An 18,495-nucleotide genomic window follows, 5' to 3' on the forward strand; every position below is an offset into this window, starting at 1 on the left:
CGGGGCATGAGCCGGAAAGGTGAGAACGATGGCCAAAGGTCAGATCCGCACGAACAAGGAAGCCAAGAAGCCGAAGAAGGAAAAGCCGAAGGTGCTGGCCACCGCCGGCATGGCCGCCGTGGTGACCAACACCGCGTCGCGGTTGAATGACGCGCAGAAGGGCAAGAAGTAGCCTTCAGGCGGCGGCGGGTGCCGGGAGCCTGCCCCGGCGAAGGCCGGGGGCGCTGCCCCCGGACCCCCGGGATATTTTCAGACCGAAAGGATAGGAGGCGCCGGGCTAGCGTCCATGCTGTCTGGCATGGAAGATGAAGCCGAGGAGGTTCAGCAGCACCTGCGCCGCGAGGATGGCGGTGGAGCCGCTGTGGTCGTAGTCGGGTGCGACCTCGACCAGATCGACGCCGACGATCTCATGTGTGTTCGCGGCGCCTTGCAGGATTTCCAGCACCTCGTAGTAGAGAAAGCCGCCGTGGCTGGGGGTGCCGGTGCCCGGCGCGATCGAGGGGCAGAAGCCGTCGATGTCGATCGTCACATAAAGCCGCGCGCCCTTGGGGATGCGGGCCAGCACACCCTCGACCCCGAGCGCGCGGACCTGACGCACCGAGAGGATATCGTCGCCCATCGCGCGGGCGGCCTCGTAGCCGTCGCGCGCGGTGGAGGAGACGTTGCGGATGCCGAGCGCGGTGATGCCGGTGACATGGGCCTGTTCGGCGGCGCGGCGCATCGGGTTGCCGTGGCCGTGGCGCACGCCGTGGCGGACATCGACGAAATCCAGATGCGCGTCGATCTGCAGGATGTGGATCGGGCCGCGCCCGGCGAAAGCGTGGATGCAGGGGATGTTCACCGAGTGGTCGCCGCCGATCACCACCGGCAGGGCGCCCGCGTCGAGGATGGCGCGCACGCCGGTTTCGATGTTGGCGTGGCTTTGTTCGGTGTCGGTGTGGATGATGTCGGCGTCGCCGATGTCGACGATGGTGACCTCGGGGCCGAGGTAGGTCACATCATCCTCGTGGTCATAGGCGCCGGCATGGCCGAAGGAGAAGAGGGTGGAGGCTTCGCGCACCGCGCGCGGGCCAAAGCGGGCGCCGGCGCGGAACTGGGTGCCGAAGTCGAACGGCGCGCCGAGGATCGCGGCGTCGGCCTTGATCTGCGACCAGTCCTCGACATAGCGGCGCTTGCCGAAGGTGGCGATGCCGACGAAGGGCAGGTTCAGTCGTCCGGTCTCGTAGCCGTGGGCCATGCTTGGGTCTCCTTCTCGCTGGGCGCCATCGTTTCGACCGAGGAGGATTCGGGCAAGAGGTCACGCATCCCGGCGATCAGATCGGCGAGCCGCACGGCGGCGGGCGACAGCGGGTTGCCGGTCAGGGTCGCCAGCACCACCGGTTCGCCCGGCCCGGCATCGGCCAGTGCCCGGGTGACCAGCGCGCGCCCGTCGGCGCTGCGGTCGGTGGCGGGGCGGGTGTAGCTGAGGCCGATGCCGAGGCCGTTGGCGGCGAGGCTGCGCATCAGGTCGAGCGTCGGCGCGCGATGGCCGATCTGCGGGGCAAGGCCACGGTCGGCGAAAAGGCGGCGCATGTGGCCAAGGCTGAGGCCCTGATCGGTCAGGATCAGCGGCTGGTTCGCGAGGTCGTCCAGCGTCAGGCGCGCGCGCCCGGCCAGCGGGTGATCGGCGGCGAGCACCGCATGGGGCGCCACCCGGGCCAGCAGGTGCCGCGCGATCCCGGCATCAAGGCCGAGGTCGTAGGTCACGGCCAGGTCGATGCGGCCGCCGCGCAGGGCGGCGATCAGCGGCTCGAAGCCGAGCACCTGCGGCGCCAGGCGCAGATCGGGCGCAGCGGCGGCGAGACGGCGCAGGAGCGGGGCGAGGACCACGGGCGCCAGATCCTCGAAGCAGGCGAAGGGCACCGGGGCGGATTGGGTCGCCTCGCCTGCGACAAGGCGGCCGAGGGCGGCAAGCTGCGCCGCCGCCGCGTCGAGGAAATCGCGTCCGAACGAGGTCGGCGCGATCGGCCCGCCGCTGCGGCGCAGGAAGAGCGGCCGGCCCAGATGCGCCTCCAACTGGCCGAGCGCGACCGACAGCGCGGGCTGCGAGACATGCAGCGCCTCGGCGGCCGCCGTGACGCCGCCGTGCTGGGCGATGGCGACGGCGTATTCAAGCTGGCGGAGAGTGATGGATAGGGGCACGCTATGGCGCACGTTGAGAAGTATTATTGGAATTTATGCCCCATCGCGGCCAAGGTCCATCCCGGCGCAACAGGAGGCCAGCATGGCGACGCAGGTGACGGACGAGATGATCGAGGCCTATCAGCGCGACGGGGTCGTGCTGGTGAAAGGGCTCTGGGCCGATCGGGTTGAGGTGATCCGCGCGGGGATCGAGCGCAACATGGCCGAACCCGGTCCCTACGGGGCCGAGAACCTGAAGCCGGGCGAGGGCGGGCGGTTCTTTGACGACTACTGCAACTGGACCCGCATCCCCGAGTTCGAAGAGGTGATCCGCCAGTCGGATGTGGCGGATGTGGCGGCGGCGCTGATGGGGTCTGCGCGGGTGCAGATGTTCCATGACCATGTGCTGGTGAAGGAGCCCGGCACCTCGAAGCCGACGCCCTGGCATCAGGACGGGCCTTATTACTTCGTTGGCGGGCGGCAGACGATCAGCTTCTGGTCGCCGATGGACCCGGTGCGCGAGGCCAGCCTGCGCTGCGTGGCGGGCTCCCATAAGTGGGAGCGCGAGGTGCTGCCGACGCGCTGGCTGTCGGAGACGAATTTCTACCCCGACCCCGAGAAGTACATGGCCGTGCCCGACCCCGACGCCGAGGGGATGGAGATCCGCGAGTGGGCGATGGAACCGGGTGACGCGGTGGCCTTCAACTACGGCACGCTGCATGGCGCGCGCGGCAACACCACGGGCAACCGGCGGCGGGCGTTTTCGCTGCGGCTGCTGGGCGACGACGTGGTCTATGTGGAACGGCCGGGCCGCACCTCGCCGCCCTATCCGGGCCACGGGATGCAGGCGGGCCAGCGGCTGCGCGAGGACTGGTTTCCCTATCTGCGCTGAGGGAAACCTTTGCGCCGCATTGCGCGGGGCGCGCGGAAAGGCCAGGGTCACCCCGCCGTGACAGGAGAGTGACCGATGAAGCCGTTCCGCCCGCAGCCGCGCCCCGCCTTCTGGAGCGCGACACCCCCCGCGATCTTTCCGCCACTGCTGGGGCTCCTGGGGCTTGGCCTCGCCTGGCGGCAGGGGCTGGGGGTGCTTGGCCAACCGGGCGATCTGGCCGAGGCGCTGCTGGGCGCTGTGACGCTGCTGGCGCTGTTCTGCTTTGTCGCCTACGGGGTCAAGGTGGCGCGCCGCCGCGGTGTGCTGGTGGAGGAGATGCGCACGCTGCCCGGACGAACCGGGCTTGCCGCAATGACGGGATCAGTGATGCTGCTCGCTTCGGTGGCGCTGCCTTACGGGTCGGATCTGGCGGCGGCGGTGCTCTGGCTGGGGCTCGGGCTGCACGCGGGGCTTGCACTCTTGCTGATCCGCCACCTTGTCACCGCGCCAGCGGCGCAGCGCCGGGTGACCCCGGCCTGGCACCTGAGCTTCGCGGGGTTCGTCATCGGCGCGCTGGCGGCGGTGCCGCTGGGGCTGATCCTGCTGGCGCAGGTCATCCTGGTCGCCACCCTGCTGGCCGCGCTGGCGATCTGGGCCGTCAGCGCGCTGCAGTTCGCGCGCGAGACGGTGCCCGCGCCGCTGCGCCCGTTGCTGTCGATCCACCTTGGTCCGGCGTGCCTCTTTACCATAGTCGCGGCCGGGCTGGGCTGGCCGTTGCTGGCTGCCGGGTTCGGGGCAGTCGCGGTGGCGCTGGCGCTGACCCTGCTGGCCGGGGCGCGCTGGATCACCGCGGCGGGCTTCTCGCCGCTTTGGGGCGCTTTCACCTTTCCGCTGGCGGCGCTGGCCAGTGCGGGCTTCGCGCTTGGCACGGTGGGGACGGGCGATGCGGGCCGCCTGCTGGGCGTGGCGGCGCTGATCCTGGCCAGTGGCGCGGTGCCCGCCATCGCCTACCGGGTGCTGCAACTCTGGGCCAAGGGCCAGCTTGGCCCGCGCACCGCCGCCGCCGTGGCCTGAGCGGCAATTCGCCCCTTTCCAAACCCCGCCACCCGTGAAATAGGGAACCGCCAAACGAAAGCTCCCAAGGAGACCCCCATGGAGATTCGCGAGGCTCTCACTTTCGATGACGTGCTTCTGGTTCCGGCTGCCTCTTCGGTGCTGCCGTCCGAGGCCGATACGGCGACCTTCGTGACGAAGGCGATCCGCATGAACATCCCCCTGCTCAGCTCGGCGATGGACACGGTGACCGAGGCGCGCATGGCGATTGCGATGGCGCAGGCGGGCGGGATCGGCGTGATCCACCGCAACCTCGGGCTGGAGGAACAGGCCGATCAGGTGCGCCGGGTAAAGCGGTTCGAGTCGGGCATCGTCTACAAGCCGATCACCCTGACCCCCGACCAGACGCTGGCCGACGCCAAGGCGTTGCAGGACCGCTACAACGTGACCGGCTTTCCGGTGGTGGATGAACGCGGCCGCGTGGTCGGCATCGTCACCAACCGCGACATGCGCTTTGCCAGCGACGACCGCACGCCGGTGCGGGTGATGATGACCTCTGACAACCTCGCCGTGTTGCAGGAGCCTGCCGATCTTGAGACCGCGAAAAGCCTGATGAAGGCGCGGCGGATCGAAAAGCTGCTGGTGACCGACGGGCAGGGCCGTCTGACCGGCCTCTTGACACTGAAGGACACCGAAAAGGCGGTGCTGAACCCGCACGCCTGCAAGGACGAACTGGGGCGGCTGCGCGTCGCCGCGGCATCGACCGTCGGCAATGCCGGCTTCGAGCGCAGTCAGGCGCTGATCGAGGCGGGGGTGGACATGGTGGTGATCGACACCGCGCATGGCCATTCCGAAGGCGTCGCGATGGCGGTGGAGCGGATCAAGAACTTCTCGAACTCGGTGCAGGTGGTGGCGGGCAACGTCGCCACCGCCGAGGCGACGCGGGCGCTGATCGGGGCGGGCGCCGATGCGGTGAAGGTCGGCATCGGTCCGGGTTCGATCTGCACCACGCGCATTGTCGCGGGCGTCGGCGTGCCGCAACTGACCGCGATCATGGATGCGGCGGGTGCGGCGGGCGACATCCCGGTGATCGCCGACGGTGGCATCAAGTATTCCGGTGATTTCGCCAAGGCGATCGCCGCGGGGGCGTCCTGCGCGATGGTCGGCTCGGCGATCGCTGGCACCGACGAAAGCCCCGGAGAAATCATTCTGTATCAAGGGCGTAGCTTCAAGAGTTACCGCGGAATGGGCAGCCTCGGCGCGATGGCGCGCGGCTCGGCCGACCGCTATTTCCAGAAGGACGCGGCGTCCGACAAGCTGGTGCCGGAAGGCATCGAGGGTCAGGTGCCCTACAAGGGTTCGGCCGCGGCGGTGATCCACCAACTGGTCGGCGGTCTGCGCGCCGCGATGGGCTACACCGGCAATGGCACGATCGCGCAGATGCGTGAGAATTGCCAGTTCGTGCGCATCACCGGCGCCGGGCTGAAGGAAAGCCATGTGCATGACGTCCAGATCACGCGCGAAAGCCCGAACTATCGCGTCGGCTGAGAAGGACGCAAGATCAATGGCTTCGACGGTAATGTTGAAGCAGGTGGCGCAATGACGCCGGGCGCCCGCATCGCGGCGGCGATCGGTATTCTTGACCGCATCGTCGCCGGAACTCCGGCTGAACAGGCGCTGACCGGATGGGCGCGCGGCAACCGCTTCGCCGGGTCCGGCGACCGTGCCGCGATCCGCGATCACGTCTTCGATACGCTGCGCTGTCGGCGTTCCTTCGCGGCCCTCGGCGGGGCGGATACCGGGCGCGGGCTGATGCTCGGCGCCCTGCGCGCGTCGGGGGCCGATCCGGCCGCGCTGTTCACCGGCGAGGGCTATGCGCCGGCGCCGCTGACCGAGGCCGAAAAGTCATATCTTGGCATCGCGCTGACGCTCGATCCTCTGGTTGCGCTCGATTGCCCGGACTGGCTCGCCCCGGCCCTTCGTGACAGCCTGGGCGATGACTTCGCCGCGGCGATGGAGGCGCTGCGGCATCGTGCGCCGGTGTTCCTGCGTGTCAATCTCGCCCGCGTCGGGGTGGCTGATGCGGTCGCGGCGCTGGCGGTCGAGGGCATCCGGGCGAGGCCGCATCCGCTTGCGAAGACTGCGCTGGAAGTCACGGAAAACGCACGGAAAATACAGACAAGTGCGGCCTATGCCCAGGGCCTTGTGGAATTGCAGGATGCGGCCTCGCAGGCGGTCGTGGATCTGCTGCCGCTGGCCCCCGGCCAGCGCGTGCTCGACTATTGCGCGGGCGGCGGCGGCAAGACGCTGGCGATGGCGGCCCGCGCGCCGATCCTTGCCTTTGCGCATGACATCGACCCCGGCCGGATGCGCGACCTTCCGGCGCGGGCCGCGCGGGCCGGAACCACGGTGAAGCCGTTGACGACGGTCGAGTTGGACAGGACCGCCCTTTTCGATCTCGTGCTGGTCGATGCGCCCTGCTCGGGCAGCGGCAGTTGGCGCCGCGCGCCGGAGGCGAAGTGGCGGCTGACGCCCGGGCGGCTGGCGGACCTGATCCGGCTTCAGGCGGAAATTCTGATGGCGGCGTCAAAGCTTGTGGCGCCCGGCGGAATGCTGGCCTACGCGACATGTTCGCTGCTGGAGATAGAAAACCGGATGCAGATCTCGGGCTTCCTCGTCGCCGCGCCGGGCTGGCAGGTGGTGGCAGAGCGGCGGCTGACACCGCTCGACGGCGGTGACGGGTTCTTCATTGCAATCTTGAGGCGAATTAGAACTTGAAGTGATCACGCGGAAGGGGAAAGCTTCGGTCTTAATCACGGCTTAAGATTTTCGGGGGCCTATGACAGGGCAACCGAATCTGAAACGGAGCCTCATCGTGTCGAACCCGGCGCTGACCCGCCTGCCGCTGACCGATACCGCCGCGGGCCTTTGGGCCCGGCTCGGCTGGTTGCTGGCTCTTGCCGTCGGTTGCCTGGTGGCGGCCGCCCTGATGACCGAACCGTTCTCGCGGCTCATGCTGGCCTCGGGCGGGGGCGTGTTTCTCATTCTTGCGATCTTCATCGCCCTCGGGCGCGTGGTGCTGCGGCGGCGTCTGGCCACGCTGCGTCGACAGGTCGAGGCGCTGGTGGCCCATGACGCCGCGCCGACTTTCTGCACGGATTCCGTGGGCCAGATCGACTTCCAGAACGCCTCGGCCGGCGATCGCTTCGGCCCGCAGGGTGGCGAGACGCTGGTTCGCGCGATGGGAAACCTCTTCGCCAACCCCTCGGCGGTGATGTTCCGCCTGCAGTCCAAGGCGGCCGCGATCGGCGCCGCGCGCGAAGATGTGGTGACCCGGCGCGGCCATGCCCGCCTGTCGGTGCACCGGATCGGCGGGCGGCGGTTCCTGTGGCGGCTTGAGGAGATGCTTGAACGCAGCGCGCCCTCACGCGGGGCCGAGTCGCTGAGTCTTCCGATGATGGTCGCCTCCAAGGGCGGAACGATCCTGTTCATGAACGACGTGATGCGACGTCTCGTGGGGGGGCGTCCGAAGACGCTCGACCGGGTCTTTCGCCACCTGCCGCTACGGTCGGGGGAAGAGACCATCGTCACCGGCGCCGATGGTCCGCTCCGGGCGCTCGTCGCCGAGGTCGAGGGCGCGGGCGAGCGGCGGGAGATCTACCTGTTGACGGCCGCCGCAGCGGGCGAACGGTCGCTTGGCCCCACTGAGGCGGCGTTCGAGGAACTGCCTGTTGCGCTCGTCAGGCTTGACGCCGAGGGGACAGTGGAGCGTGCCAACCGGATCGCGCGCGATCTGCTGGCCGTCGCTCGGGAGGAAACCCCCCCGTTCACCGAATTGGTGGAGGGACTCGGCCGCCCGGTTGGCGATTGGCTCAAGGACGTGCTCGACGGTCGCGGTCCGTCGCGCGCCGAGGTGCTGCGGGCAACACGGCTCGAGGCCGATCGCTTTCTGCAGATATCGTTGCGCCGCACCGTCGACAACGGAACGCCCGGTGTTCTGGCCGTATTGAGCGATGCGACCGAACTCAAGACGCTCGAGGCCCAAGTGGCGCAGAGTCAGAAGATGCAGGCAATCGGCCAGCTTGCAGGCGGTGTCGCGCATGACTTCAACAACCTGCTGACCGCGATCTCGGGACACTGCGACCTGCTGCTGCTGCGGCATGAGCGCGATGACCCGGACTATGCCGATCTCGTCCAGGTGCACCAGAACGCCAACCGCGCCGCCAGCCTCGTGCGGCAACTGCTCGCCTTTTCGCGCAAGCAAACGCTCAAGCCCGAGGTCATCGACCTGCGCGAGACCCTCGGCGACCTCATGCATCTGCTGAACCGTCTCGTCGGCGAAAGGGTCACGCTGGTTCGCGGCTACGATGAGGCGCTTGATCCGATCCGGGCCGACAAGCGACAACTGGAACAGGTTCTGATGAACCTGATCGTGAACGCACGCGACGCCATGCCGGATGGCGGCCGTGTCTGGATCGAGACCGAAAACCGCACGCTGGCCGAAGACCTGCTGCGCGACCGGGCGGTGGTGCCGCGGGGCAGCTATGTCATCATCCGCGTCCGCGACGAGGGCACGGGCATTTCGCCGGAACGGCTGACCAAGATATTCGAACCGTTCTACACCACAAAGCGCCCTGGGGAAGGCACGGGGCTTGGCCTCTCGACCGCCTACGGGATCGTCAAGCAGACAGGTGGGTTCATCTTCGTCGACAGCATTCTTGGCACGGGCACGACCTTTTCGCTCTATTTCCCGGTCTTCGAGGGGCACATTGTCGATCAGACCGACGGCGCAACGACAAAGTCCGGGGTGCCTGATGGCCTGCCGAAGGGCGTCAACCTTCCAGAGCTACGTGTGGGTGAGGGTGTTGTGCTTCTGGTCGAGGACGAGGCTCCTGTGCGTGCCTTTGCCGCGCGCGCTCTTCGGCTGCGCGGCTATACCGTGCTCGAGGCTCAAAACGCGGAGGATGCGCTCGACATGCTGGCCGATCCCGACCTGAGGGTGGACGTCTTCGTGACTGACGTCATCATGCCCGGGATGGACGGACCAAGCTGGGTGCGCGAGGCGCTCAAGGAACGCCCCGAGGTGCGTGTGGTCTTCGTTTCCGGCTATGCCGAGGATTCGTTTTCCGAGACCCAGGCGCGCATCCCGAACTCTGTCTTCCTGCCGAAACCGTTTTCGCTGGGCGAGTTGACGGCGACGGTTCAGGGGCAGATCCATTGACCGATCCCCACCTTGCGCGGACGCAACACCGGCTGAAGACCGCCTGCGGACCGGGTGATGACGCGCTGCGGCGCTCTCCCGTCCCGCACTGTCCTTTGGTGCGGCCGCGACGACCGGGCCTGAGGCCAAATCTTCCTGGCAATCTCTTTGCTTCATCCAGCTGTCGCTTCGGCGGGGCGGGATCTCGCCGCGGGTCCGCCACGCCATGGGTGTCAGCCCGCGAGCAGGCGCATCCCACGCGTCAGGCCCTCAAGCGAGAGCGGCACCATCGCACCGCCGATGGCCTCTCGCACCAGCCCGATCGAGGGTGTCATTCCCCAATGGGCTTCCGGGACCGGGTTGATCCAAAGCGTTTCGGGCCATTGCTGACGGGCGCGTTCGAGCCAAAGCCGCCCCGGCTCGGGGTTCCAATGTTCGGCGCCGCCGCCGGGATGGGTGATTTCATAGGGCGACATGCTCGCATCGCCGACGAAGATGCATTTGTAGCCGCGCCCATAGGTCCGCAGAAGCTCGGCCGTGGGGATCCGCGCCTCCCATCGGCGGCGGCTGTCGCGCCAGACGCCGTCGTAAAGGCAGTTGTGGAAACAGAACTGTTCGAGGTGCTTGAATTCCGTGCGGGCGGCGCTGAACAATTCCTCCACCGCGCGGACATGGGCATCCATGCTGCCGCCCACGTCGAGGAAAAGCAGCACCCGGACCGCATTGCGGCGCTCGGGCCGGGTGCGCAGGTCGAGCCAGCCATGCTCGGCGGTGGCGCGGACCGTGCCGTCAAGGTCGAGTTCTTCCGCCGCCCCTTCGCGCGCCCAGCGGCGCAGCCGTCGCAGCGCCACCTTGATGGTTCGGGTGCCAAGTTCGATGCGGTCGTCGTAGTCGCGGAACTCGCGCCGGTCCCAGACCTTGACGGCCCGGCCCTGACGAGCCTCGGTCTGGCCGATCCGCACACCCTCGGGGGCGTCGCCCCAGGCGCCGAACGGCGATGTTCCGGCCGTTCCGATCCATTTGAAGCCCCCCTCGTGGCGGCCCTGCTGCTCGGCCAACCGTTGGCGGAGCGTCTCCATCAGGGCCTCAAACCCGCCCAGCGTCGCGATCTCGGCCCGCTCCTGTGCCGTCAGGAAACGCTCGGCCATCTTCGCGAGCCAATCGGCGGGCAGGTTGAGCGCCTCGAGCACCGCCCCGGCGGGCACCGCGTCAAGACCGCGGAAGCATTCCGCAAAGGCGCGGTCGAAGCGGTCGATGTGGCGTTCATCCTTCACCATCGTCAGCCGGGCGAGGTGGTAGAAGCCCTCGGCGTCGTAGGTCACGAGGCCCGCGCGCATCCCTTCCAGAAACCCGAGATACTCGCGCAGGGACACCGGAACCCCCGACCTGCGCAGCGTCTCGAAGAACGGGAGGAACATCGCGGCTAGAGCATCCGTTCCAGGAAGATGGTCAGGAACATGCCGAGAATGCCGAACAGGATCAGGTAAACGCCCGCGTATTGTGCAATATCGAGGCCGCTTCCCTTGCGGCGGTAGGCGCGAAGCGCGCCGAACCCGGCCCCGATCAGCATTGCGGCGTATACGATCATTCTGCGTCAGTCCTTTCCGGCGCCGGGGCGGTCGCGTGCTCGCGTTCCGCTTGCGTCCTCGCGTTCGAGCCGAAGCCATAGCCTGCCCGGCGCGGAGTGTCGAGCCGGGCCGCCGATCCTGCGGCACGACGTCCCGGAGGCGTTCCGGCGGCACTTGCGGCGGCGGGAGGTCGGACGCCGGGCATTAGAGCGTTGCCCCGATCGCGCGGTGTCCCGATCGCGCGGTGTCCCGATCGCGTGGTGTCCCGATCGCGTGGTGTCCGGATCGGGGGCGGTGCGAGTCGGAAGACCGGTGGCGAAGGGGCACGCCTTGGCCTTTCGCGGCCACGCTTTGAGACGCCTTGGCGGCGACATGGTCCGGGGGCGTTGACGGCGCGGGCCAAAGCGCTCGGTGAATCAGGGCGCAGGCTCCGGGTACCGGGGCGCCTTGACGGGACCGCCCGCAAGCCGTGGAACGCCTTGGCTGCGGTGCGTTCTGAGGGGGGCGGGGCGGTGCCACGAACACACGACCCGCGATGGGGCGCGCCGTGGCGGGACGACATGCCTCCTGCGGACAACGTATCGGGGCGCCGCCAAGCCCCGGAACGCCTTGGCGGCGAGACGGGCTTGCGGTTCAGCCGCGTGATCGCGCGGGGGCCGCGCTGGGGCGTTGGCGCGGCGAAAGGCCGCTGGCAATTGGGCCCCTCGCACCGATGCCCCGAGGCCGCAATCGGCTTTGCCCGCATCGCGCCCGTCCGGGAAGGCCCGGGGGTCGCCCGTGCCGCGCCGCCCGGACTCCCGAACCCCGCCCCGGATCAACGGCGGTTGTACTTGATGAACGGCGTCACCACGCCGATGCGGTCGTAAAGCTGGCGGGCGGTGGTGTTGAAGGTCTGCGTCAACCAGTAGACCGGCGGCGCCCCGGCCGCATCTGCCGCCGAATAGACCGCCTCGATCAGCGCGCGCCCGATGCCCTGGCCGCGCACCTCGGGGTCGGCGTAGAGGTCTTGCAGGTAGCAGACGTTTTCCACCCGCCAGCCGTGGCGGTGGAAGAGGTAGTGCACGAGGCCGACCGCCTTGCCATCGAGCTCGGCGATCAGGCCGTGAAATTCGTGGTCATCGCCCGAGAGCATCCGCGCGAACGAGCTTTGATAGACCTCTTCGCTGACCGTGCTTTCGTAGAAGGCTAGGTAGGCGGTCCAGAGGCGGCGCCATTCGGCTTCGTCGCTGGCGGTCAGCGGACGGATGGTCAGGGTCATGGTCGGTCCTTTTCTCAAATGGGGTCAGCGTTGGCCGCGCGCCATGAAGGCGAGGCGTTCGAAAAGGTGCACATCCTGCTCGTTCTTCAGCAAGGCGCCGTGCAGCTTCGGCAGCAGGCTCTTGCCGTCACGCTTCAGGTCGTCGGGCGCAAGGTCTTCGGCCAGCAGAAGCTTCAGCCAGTCCAGCACTTCCGAGGTCGAGGGTTTCTTCTTCAGCCCTGGCGTCTCGCGCACTTCATAGAACTGGGTCAGCGCGGCGGTCAGCAGCGCCTCCTTGATGCCGGGGTGGTGGACGGCCACGATGGCGCGCAGCGTGTTGGCATCGGGGAAGCGGATGTAGTGGAAGAAGCAACGGCGCAGGAAGGCGTCGGGCAGTTCCTTTTCGTTGTTCGAGGTGATGATGACGATCGGGCGATGCCGCGCCTGCACCGTCTCGCCGGTTTCGTAGACGTGAAACTCCATCCGGTCGAGTTCCTGCAACAGGTCGTTGGGGAACTCGATATCGGCCTTGTCGATCTCGTCGATCAAAAGCACGACCTTGCCCGGCGCCTCGAAGGCCTGCCACAGCTTGCCCTTGCGGATGTAGTTCCTGACGTCATGCACCCGCGCGTCGCCCAGTTGGCTGTCGCGCAAGCGGCTGACGGCATCGTATTCGTAAAGCCCCTGCTGCGCCTTGGTGGTGGACTTCACGTGCCACTCCAGCAGCGGCAGGCCAAGGCTGGCGGCGACCTGGCGGGCAAGCTCGGTCTTGCCGGTTCCGGGTTCGCCCTTCACCAGCAGCGGGCGTTCCAGCGTCACCGCGGCGTTGACGGCAAGGGTCAGGTCGTCGGTCGCGACATAGGCGGCGGTCGATGTGAATTTCATAACGCTTTTCAGGGGTTCCGCGGTTCGATTGAGACAAGCCTAGCAGAGGTCGAATTTGCCGCAACCCGGCCGGTCTCCTAGTGACAAGCCCAATCCGTTGCGGTATGGCAGCGCCCAAGAGGTGCCGGATGCCAGCCGACCAGATTTCAATTCATTCCGGACTGCAAGAGGGAGCAGAGATGAAGGCCGAGGTCTTTCTTCCCGAAGACTACCGCCCCGCCGAGGGCGAGCCGTTCATGAATGCGCGGCAACTGGAATACTTTCGCCGCAAGCTGATTGTCTGGAAAAACGACCTGATGAACGGCAGCCGCGAGACCATCGAGGGTTTGCAGGATTCGGCGCGCAACGTGCCCGATCTGGCCGACCGGGCCAGCGAGGAAACCGACCGCGCGCTCGAACTGCGCACCCGTGACCGCCAGCGCAAGCTGGTGTCGAAGATCGATGCGGCGCTGCGGCGAATCGAGAACGGCGAATACGGCTACTGCGAAATGACGGGCGAGCCGATCAGCCTGAAGCGGCTGGATGCGCGCCCGATCGCCACGATGACGCTGGAAGCGCAGGAAAAGCATGAGCGGCGCGAACGGGTTCACCGCGAAGACTGAGACGGGCGTTCCGGGGCCCGCGGGCCGGACTTTCTGCGCCGGGGCCGAAAGGCTCCGGCGTTTTGCGTGATGCGGGGGGGCAGGGCGATGCTGATCGGGCAAGAGGTGACGGTGCTGGGCGGCGGCGTTGCCGGTCTGGCGGTGGCGATCGCGCTGGCCCGGCGGGGTGCGCAGGTCACGGTGCTGGAACAGGCGGCCGAAATCCGCGAGGTCGGCGCCGGGTTGCAGATCAGCCCGAACGGGGTCGCTGTTCTGTGCGCGCTCGGCCTGGGCGACGAGCTGGCGCGGATCGGGACGCGGGCGCAGGCGGCCGAACTGCGTGACGGGATCGGCGGCGGCACGGTGCTGCGGCTCGATCTGGCCCGGCACCGGCCGCAGCAGCCGTTCTACTTCCTGCACCGCGCGGACCTGATCGCGATGCTGGCCGCGGCGGCGCGGGCCGCGGGGGTGCGGATCCTGCTGTTGCAGCAGATCGGCGAGGTCACGCTGGGGGATCACCCGCCGCGCCTGACCACGGCGCAGGGCGCGTTGAGCGAGGCGCCGCTGCTGATCGGGGCCGACGGGCTGCACTCGAAGGTGCGCGCGGCGCTGAACGGGCAGGTCGCGCCCTTCTTCACCCATCAGGTCGCCTGGCGCGCGCTGATCCCCGGCCGGGCTGCGGAGGCGCCGGTGGCCGAGGTCTTCATGGGGCCGGGGCGCCACATCGTCAGCTATCCGCTGCGCGGCGGCACCCTGCGCAACATCGTGGCGGTGGAAGAGCGGCACCGCTGGGCCGAGGAAAGCTGGTCGGCGACCGACGATCCGCTGGCGCTGCGCCTGGCCTTCGAAGGGTTCGCGCCCCGCGTGCAGGGCTGGCTGGAGCAGGTCGAAGAGGTGAACCTCTGGGGCCTGTTCCGCCATCCGGTGGCCGCGCGCTGGTATGGGCACGGGGCGGTAATCCTGGGCGATGCCGCGCATCCGACGCTGCCGTTCCTCGCGCAGGGCGCGAACATGGCGCTGGAGGATGCCTGGGTGCTGGCGGCCGAACTCGCCCGCCACGACAGCGCCGGGGCCGCCTTTGCCGCCTATCAACTGGCGCGCGAGGCGCGGGTGACGCGCATCGTCGCGGCGGCCACCGCGAATGCGCGCAACTACCACCTGCGCGGGCCGGTGCGGTCGCTGGCGCATCTGGGGCTGCGGCTGGGTGGTGCGCTGGCGCCGGGTCTTGCGCTGAGGAAGTTCGACTGGCTCTACGATCTGGATGTGACGGCCTGAGCGAGGCAGGCCCTACAGCGGCAGTTCGGTCGTTTCCTTGATCTCTTCCATCACGAAACTGGCCGAGACATCGGCCAGTTCCACCCGTGCGACCAGCGCCTGATAAAGCCGGTCATAGCCCTTTACGTCGGCGACGCGGGCGCGGATCAGATAGTCCAGATCGCCCGTCATCCGGTAGGCGCCGAGAATCTGCGGCATGTCGCGGGTGGCGCGGGCGAATTTCTCCAGCCAGTCGGGGGCGTGGCGGTCGGTGCGGATCAGCATGAAGACGGTCAGGCCCAGCCCGACCGCCTCGGGGTCCAGCAGCGCGACGCGGGCGCGGATCACCCCCGCCGCCTCCAGCATCTTGACGCGCCGCCACACCGCGTTACGCGACAGCCCGACACGGGCGCCAAGCTCTTCCAGCGGCAGGTCGGCCTGACGTTGCAGGGCGGCGAGGATCTTGCGATCCAGCGTGTCAAATATCTCCATATCGGTGAATATAGCGGGAATATTTCCACATGGAAAGCTGATCCGGCGTGAAAATTGTGAGCCAATCCCACGCTTGATGCGCTACACTCCCGGTCAGGGAAACATGACGAGGCAGCGATGATCGGCCGGCTTTTTCTGGACCACCCGCGGTCCGTGAACGAAACCTATCTGCAGCACGCGGCCTTTGCCGGGCGCTTTTCGCTGGCGCTGTTCGGCGCGGCCTTCGCGGCGCTGGTTCACGCAGTGCTGCCCTTCGCGTTCGAGCGCACCGCCAGCCGCAAGGTGGCCGCGCTTTACGCGCGCACCCACAACCGGGGCCAGTGAATGTGCCGCTGGGCCGCCTACACCGGCGCGCCGATCTTTCTTGAGGAAATCGTCAGCCGCCCCGGCCATTCGCTGATCCACCAGAGCCATTGCGCGACCGAGTGCAAGAGCACGATCAACGCCGATGGTTTCGGGGTGGCTTGGTATGGCGAGCGGGACGAACCGGGGCTTTACCGCGACGTCTATCCGGCCTGGTCGGACCCGAACCTGCGCAGCCTGACCGCGCAGGTGAAATCGCGGCTGTTCCTCGCGCATGTGCGAGCCTCGACCGGCACCGCCACCAGCCGGAACAACTGCCACCCCTTCGCCGTCGGCCGCTGGAGCTTCATGCACAACGGCCAGATCGGCGGCTATGACAGCTTTCGCCGCGACGCCGACATGATGATCCCCGAGGCGCTTTACCCGCATCGGCGTGGCGCGACCGACAGCGAGGCGCTGTTCCTGGTGGCGCTGGGCGAGGGGCTGGATGACGATCCGCTGGGCGCGCTGGAACGTGCTGTCGCCCGGTTCGAGACGCTGTCGCGGCAGAAGGGCAGCGCGCCGCATGTGCGGCTGACGGCGGCGCTGTCGGACGGGCAGCGGCTTTACGCGGTGCGCTATGCCACCGACGACGCGGCCCCCACGCTTTACCACCGCTGGAGTGAAAGCCGCGGCGGCATGGCGGTGGTGTCGGAACCGCTGGAAACCGGCGAGGGCGGGTGGGTGCCCGTTCCGGCCGGGTCGTTCTGCGTCTTCGAGGATGACGGTGCAAGAGTAGCCACCTTCAGGCCGGGGCGCATCGCCGCCGCAGCCTGAAGCCACTCGGCGGGCCGCGTCGATTTTCGACGCGGCCCGAACTTTCGCGGCCTAAAGCGAATTGCGTTCAACTTGAATCAGAATTCGCCCCAAGACTTGGGCGAATTCTGATGTCCTTGCGTCAGACAGAACGCAATTCGCTCTAGTTGCCGCTGCGGCTTTGCCGCTTGCGCTCGTTCGGGTCGAGGTAGCGTTTGCGCATCCGGATCGCCTTGGGCGTGACTTCGACCAGTTCATCGTCGTCGATGTAGGAGATCGCTTCTTCCAGGCTCATCCGCACCGGGGTGGTCAGCCGCACCGCCTCATCCGTGCCCGAGGCGCGCATGTTGGTCAGCTTCTTGCCCTTCAGCGGGTTGACGTCGAGGTCATTGTCCCGGCTGTGTTCGCCGATGATCATGCCTTCGTAGACCTGTTCCTGCGCGCCGATGAACAGCTTGCCGCGGTCTTCGAGGTTCCACAGCGCGAAGGCGACCGAAGTGCCGGACTCCATCGAGACCAGCACACCGACGCGGCGGCCCTGAATGGCGCCCTTGTGCGGCGCCCAGGCGTGGAAGATGCGGTTCAGGACGCCGGTGCCGCGCGTGTCGGTGAGGAATTCGCCGTGATAACCGATCAGCCCGCGCGAGGGCACATGGGCCACGATGCGGGTCTTGCCGACGCCCGCGGGCTTCATCTCGACTAGGTCGCCCTTGCGCTGACCGGTGATCTTGTCGATCACGGCGCCGGTGTATTCGTCGTCGACGTCGATGATGACCTCTTCGATCGGCTCCAGCTTGACGCCGTCTTCGTCCTTGAAGATCACGCGGGGGCGGCTGATCGACAGCTCGAACCCTTCGCGGCGCATGTTCTCGATCAGCACGCCCATCTGCAATTCGCCGCGGCCCGCCACCTCGAACGCGTCGCCGCCGGGGGTGTCGGAGACCTTGATCGCCACGTTGATCTCGGATTCCTTCATCAGCCGTTCGCGGATGACGCGGGATTGCACCTTGGCGCCGTCACGGCCCGCCAGCGGCGAGTCGTTGATGCCGAAGGTGACCGAAATGGTCGGCGGGTCGATCGGCTGCGCGGGCAGCGCGGTATCGACGTCGAGTGCGCAGAGCGTGTCGGCCACGGTCGACTTCGACATGCCCGCGATCGTCACGATGTCGCCCGCTTCGGCCACGTCGATGGCCGATTGCGAGAGACCGCGGAAGGCGAGAACCTTCGACACGCGGAACTGTTCCAGCCGCTCGCCGTCGCGGGACAGCGCCTTGATGGTTTCGCCCGCGCGCAGCCTGCCCGCCTCGACCCGGCCAGTGAGGATGCGGCCGATGAACGGGTCGGCCGACAGCGTGGTGGCCAGCATCCGGAACGGCTCGTGGCGGTGCGCGATCTGGGCGGGGGCGGGGACGTGCTTGATGATCAGCTCGTAAAGCGCCGACAGATCCTTGCGCGGGCCGTCCAGCTCGGTATCCGCCCAACCGGCCCGGCCGGAGGCGTAAAGATGCGGGAAATCAAGCTGATGGTCGTCGGCGCCGAGGTTGGCGAAAAGGTCGAACACCTCGTTCAGCGCGCGGTCGGGCTCGGCGTCCGGCTTGTCGACCTTGTTCAGGATGACGATCGGACGCAGCCCCAGCGCCAGCGCCTTGGAGGTGACGAACTTGGTCTGCGGCATCGGGCCTTCGGCGGCGTCCACCAGCAGCACCACGCCATCGACCATGCTCAGGATACGTTCGACCTCGCCGCCGAAGTCGGCGTGGCCGGGGGTGTCGACGATGTTGATGCGCAAGCCGCCCCATTCCAGCGAGGTGCATTTGGCGAGGATGGTGATGCCCCGTTCCCGCTCGATGTCATTGCTGTCCATCGCGCGTTCGGCGACGGCCTGGTTTTCGCGGAACGCGCCCGATTGCTTCAGAAGCTCGTCCACCAGCGTGGTCTTGCCGTGGTCGACGTGCGCGATGATCGCGATATTGCGAAGGTCCATGATCTCTGCCTATGTGCTGCGCCGCCGCGATAACCGAGGCGGCGCGAAAACGCCAGTGCTGAAACGGCGAAGGCCGGAGGGCTGTCTGCCCCCCGGACCCCCTGCGAGTATT

The 18,495-nt window shown here is 67.8% G+C and carries 18 protein-coding genes; 10 read left to right on the plus strand and 8 right to left on the minus strand.

The window, feature by feature from the left end; genetic code table 11:
• Positions 1-28 precede the first annotated feature (28 nt).
• Entirely contained in the window at positions 29-172 is a 144-nt protein-coding gene (locus tag AC11WY_RS09175; protein WP_482924669.1) for a hypothetical protein, read from the plus strand.
• 105 nt (positions 173-277) lie between these two features.
• Here the strand turns inward: AC11WY_RS09175 and speB are convergent, their stop codons facing one another.
• Together speB and AC11WY_RS09185 are read right to left on the minus strand one after the other, a co-directional pair.
• A complete protein-coding gene (speB, locus tag AC11WY_RS09180; protein WP_482924671.1) occupies positions 278-1,237 on the minus strand; it encodes an agmatinase in 960 nt (319 codons plus the stop codon).
• Entirely contained in the window at positions 1,207-2,181 is a 975-nt protein-coding gene (locus AC11WY_RS09185) for a LysR family transcriptional regulator (RefSeq protein WP_482924672.1), read from the minus strand. The genes speB and AC11WY_RS09185 overlap by 31 nt, the downstream gene beginning before the upstream one ends.
• Positions 2,182-2,263: 82 nt before the next feature.
• Here AC11WY_RS09185 and AC11WY_RS09190 point away from each other — a divergent pair, with 82 nt between their 5' ends.
• The 5 genes from AC11WY_RS09190 to AC11WY_RS09210 all read left to right on the plus strand — a co-directional run bounded on the left by AC11WY_RS09190 (position 2,264) and on the right by AC11WY_RS09210 (position 9,305).
• Entirely contained in the window at positions 2,264-3,052 is a 789-nt protein-coding gene (locus tag AC11WY_RS09190) for a phytanoyl-CoA dioxygenase family protein (RefSeq protein ID WP_482924674.1), read from the plus strand.
• Positions 3,053-3,127: 75 nt separating this feature from the next.
• Positions 3,128-4,105 carry a TDT family transporter gene (locus AC11WY_RS09195; protein WP_482924675.1) on the plus strand — a complete coding sequence of 326 codons (978 nt, stop codon included), beginning with the start codon at positions 3,128-3,130 and terminating at the stop codon, positions 4,103-4,105.
• Between the two features lie 78 nt (positions 4,106-4,183).
• Positions 4,184-5,632: an IMP dehydrogenase gene (guaB, locus tag AC11WY_RS09200; protein ID WP_482924677.1), complete on the plus strand. Its 1,449-nt coding sequence runs from the start codon at positions 4,184-4,186 to the stop codon at positions 5,630-5,632.
• A 51-nt stretch (positions 5,633-5,683) separates the two neighbouring features.
• On the plus strand, positions 5,684-6,862 hold the full coding sequence (locus AC11WY_RS09205; RefSeq protein ID WP_482924679.1) for an RsmB/NOP family class I SAM-dependent RNA methyltransferase: 1,179 nt from the start codon (positions 5,684-5,686) through the stop codon (positions 6,860-6,862).
• 61 nt (positions 6,863-6,923) lie between these two features.
• Complete coding sequence (locus tag AC11WY_RS09210) at positions 6,924-9,305, plus strand: hybrid sensor histidine kinase/response regulator (RefSeq protein WP_482924680.1); 2,382 nt, start codon at positions 6,924-6,926, stop codon at positions 9,303-9,305.
• Between the two features lie 212 nt (positions 9,306-9,517).
• Here the strand turns inward: AC11WY_RS09210 and AC11WY_RS09215 are convergent, their stop codons facing one another.
• From AC11WY_RS09215 to AC11WY_RS09230, 4 genes are all read right to left on the minus strand, one after another.
• Positions 9,518-10,702, minus strand: a complete 1,185-nt coding sequence (locus AC11WY_RS09215) for a vWA domain-containing protein (RefSeq protein WP_482924682.1) — start codon at positions 10,700-10,702, stop codon at positions 9,518-9,520.
• A gap of 5 nt (positions 10,703-10,707) precedes the next feature.
• A complete protein-coding gene (locus AC11WY_RS09220; protein ID WP_482924683.1) occupies positions 10,708-10,872 on the minus strand; it encodes an apolipoprotein acyltransferase in 165 nt (54 codons plus the stop codon).
• A 794-nt stretch (positions 10,873-11,666) separates the two neighbouring features.
• Positions 11,667-12,110 (minus strand): GNAT family N-acetyltransferase, encoded by a 444-nt coding sequence (locus AC11WY_RS09225; protein ID WP_482924685.1) that lies wholly within the window; start codon positions 12,108-12,110, stop codon positions 11,667-11,669.
• Between the two features lie 24 nt (positions 12,111-12,134).
• Entirely contained in the window at positions 12,135-12,974 is an 840-nt protein-coding gene (locus tag AC11WY_RS09230) for an AAA family ATPase (protein ID WP_482924686.1), read from the minus strand.
• A gap of 179 nt (positions 12,975-13,153) precedes the next feature.
• Here AC11WY_RS09230 and dksA point away from each other — a divergent pair, with 179 nt between their 5' ends.
• Positions 13,154-13,576, plus strand: coding sequence for an RNA polymerase-binding protein DksA (gene dksA / locus AC11WY_RS09235; RefSeq protein ID WP_482924688.1), 423 nt, complete (start codon positions 13,154-13,156; stop codon positions 13,574-13,576).
• A gap of 87 nt (positions 13,577-13,663) precedes the next feature.
• Positions 13,664-14,830, plus strand: a complete 1,167-nt coding sequence (locus AC11WY_RS09240) for an FAD-dependent monooxygenase (RefSeq protein ID WP_482924690.1) — start codon at positions 13,664-13,666, stop codon at positions 14,828-14,830.
• Positions 14,831-14,842: 12 nt separating this feature from the next.
• Here AC11WY_RS09240 and AC11WY_RS09245 read toward each other — a convergent pair whose 3' ends face one another.
• Positions 14,843-15,301 carry an Lrp/AsnC family transcriptional regulator gene (locus tag AC11WY_RS09245; protein WP_482924691.1) on the minus strand — a complete coding sequence of 153 codons (459 nt, stop codon included), beginning with the start codon at positions 15,299-15,301 and terminating at the stop codon, positions 14,843-14,845.
• Positions 15,302-15,418: 117 nt separating this feature from the next.
• On the opposite strand from AC11WY_RS09245, the gene AC11WY_RS09250 reads away from it, so the two are divergent.
• Both AC11WY_RS09250 and AC11WY_RS09255 read left to right on the plus strand, forming a co-directional pair.
• Positions 15,419-15,625 carry a DUF6356 family protein gene (locus tag AC11WY_RS09250; RefSeq protein WP_482924693.1) on the plus strand — a complete coding sequence of 69 codons (207 nt, stop codon included), beginning with the start codon at positions 15,419-15,421 and terminating at the stop codon, positions 15,623-15,625.
• Positions 15,626-16,420 carry a class II glutamine amidotransferase gene (locus tag AC11WY_RS09255; RefSeq protein ID WP_482924694.1) on the plus strand — a complete coding sequence of 265 codons (795 nt, stop codon included), beginning with the start codon at positions 15,626-15,628 and terminating at the stop codon, positions 16,418-16,420. It abuts the gene before it with no gap.
• A 142-nt stretch (positions 16,421-16,562) separates the two neighbouring features.
• Here the strand turns inward: AC11WY_RS09255 and typA are convergent, their stop codons facing one another.
• Complete coding sequence (typA, locus tag AC11WY_RS09260; protein ID WP_482924696.1) at positions 16,563-18,383, minus strand: translational GTPase TypA; 1,821 nt, start codon at positions 18,381-18,383, stop codon at positions 16,563-16,565.
• Positions 18,384-18,495 lie beyond the last annotated feature (112 nt).

Source organism: Solirhodobacter sp., assembly GCF_964715405.1.

What these genes read in the sequence shown, in the direction of transcription:
- AC11WY_RS09175 (WP_482924669.1), top strand. Translation starts at nt 29, where the DNA reads ATGGCCAAAGGTCAGATCCGCACGAACAAGGAAGCCAAGAAGCCGAAG.
- speB (WP_482924671.1), bottom strand. Translation starts at nt 1,237, where the DNA reads ATGGCCCACGGCTACGAGACCGGACGACTGAACCTGCCCTTCGTCGGC.
- AC11WY_RS09190 (WP_482924674.1), top strand. Translation starts at nt 2,264, where the DNA reads ATGGCGACGCAGGTGACGGACGAGATGATCGAGGCCTATCAGCGCGAC.
- AC11WY_RS09195 (WP_482924675.1), top strand. Translation starts at nt 3,128, where the DNA reads ATGAAGCCGTTCCGCCCGCAGCCGCGCCCCGCCTTCTGGAGCGCGACA.
- guaB (WP_482924677.1), top strand. Translation starts at nt 4,184, where the DNA reads ATGGAGATTCGCGAGGCTCTCACTTTCGATGACGTGCTTCTGGTTCCG.
- AC11WY_RS09205 (WP_482924679.1), top strand. Translation starts at nt 5,684, where the DNA reads ATGACGCCGGGCGCCCGCATCGCGGCGGCGATCGGTATTCTTGACCGC.
- AC11WY_RS09210 (WP_482924680.1), top strand. Translation starts at nt 6,924, where the DNA reads ATGACAGGGCAACCGAATCTGAAACGGAGCCTCATCGTGTCGAACCCG.
- AC11WY_RS09215 (WP_482924682.1), bottom strand. Translation starts at nt 10,702, where the DNA reads ATGTTCCTCCCGTTCTTCGAGACGCTGCGCAGGTCGGGGGTTCCGGTG.
- AC11WY_RS09220 (WP_482924683.1), bottom strand. Translation starts at nt 10,872, where the DNA reads ATGATCGTATACGCCGCAATGCTGATCGGGGCCGGGTTCGGCGCGCTT.
- AC11WY_RS09225 (WP_482924685.1), bottom strand. Translation starts at nt 12,110, where the DNA reads ATGACCCTGACCATCCGTCCGCTGACCGCCAGCGACGAAGCCGAATGG.
- AC11WY_RS09230 (WP_482924686.1), bottom strand. Translation starts at nt 12,974, where the DNA reads ATGAAATTCACATCGACCGCCGCCTATGTCGCGACCGACGACCTGACC.
- dksA (WP_482924688.1), top strand. Translation starts at nt 13,154, where the DNA reads ATGAAGGCCGAGGTCTTTCTTCCCGAAGACTACCGCCCCGCCGAGGGC.
- AC11WY_RS09240 (WP_482924690.1), top strand. Translation starts at nt 13,664, where the DNA reads ATGCTGATCGGGCAAGAGGTGACGGTGCTGGGCGGCGGCGTTGCCGGT.
- AC11WY_RS09245 (WP_482924691.1), bottom strand. Translation starts at nt 15,301, where the DNA reads ATGGAGATATTTGACACGCTGGATCGCAAGATCCTCGCCGCCCTGCAA.
- AC11WY_RS09250 (WP_482924693.1), top strand. Translation starts at nt 15,419, where the DNA reads ATGATCGGCCGGCTTTTTCTGGACCACCCGCGGTCCGTGAACGAAACC.
- AC11WY_RS09255 (WP_482924694.1), top strand. Translation starts at nt 15,626, where the DNA reads ATGTGCCGCTGGGCCGCCTACACCGGCGCGCCGATCTTTCTTGAGGAA.
- typA (WP_482924696.1), bottom strand. Translation starts at nt 18,383, where the DNA reads ATGGACCTTCGCAATATCGCGATCATCGCGCACGTCGACCACGGCAAG.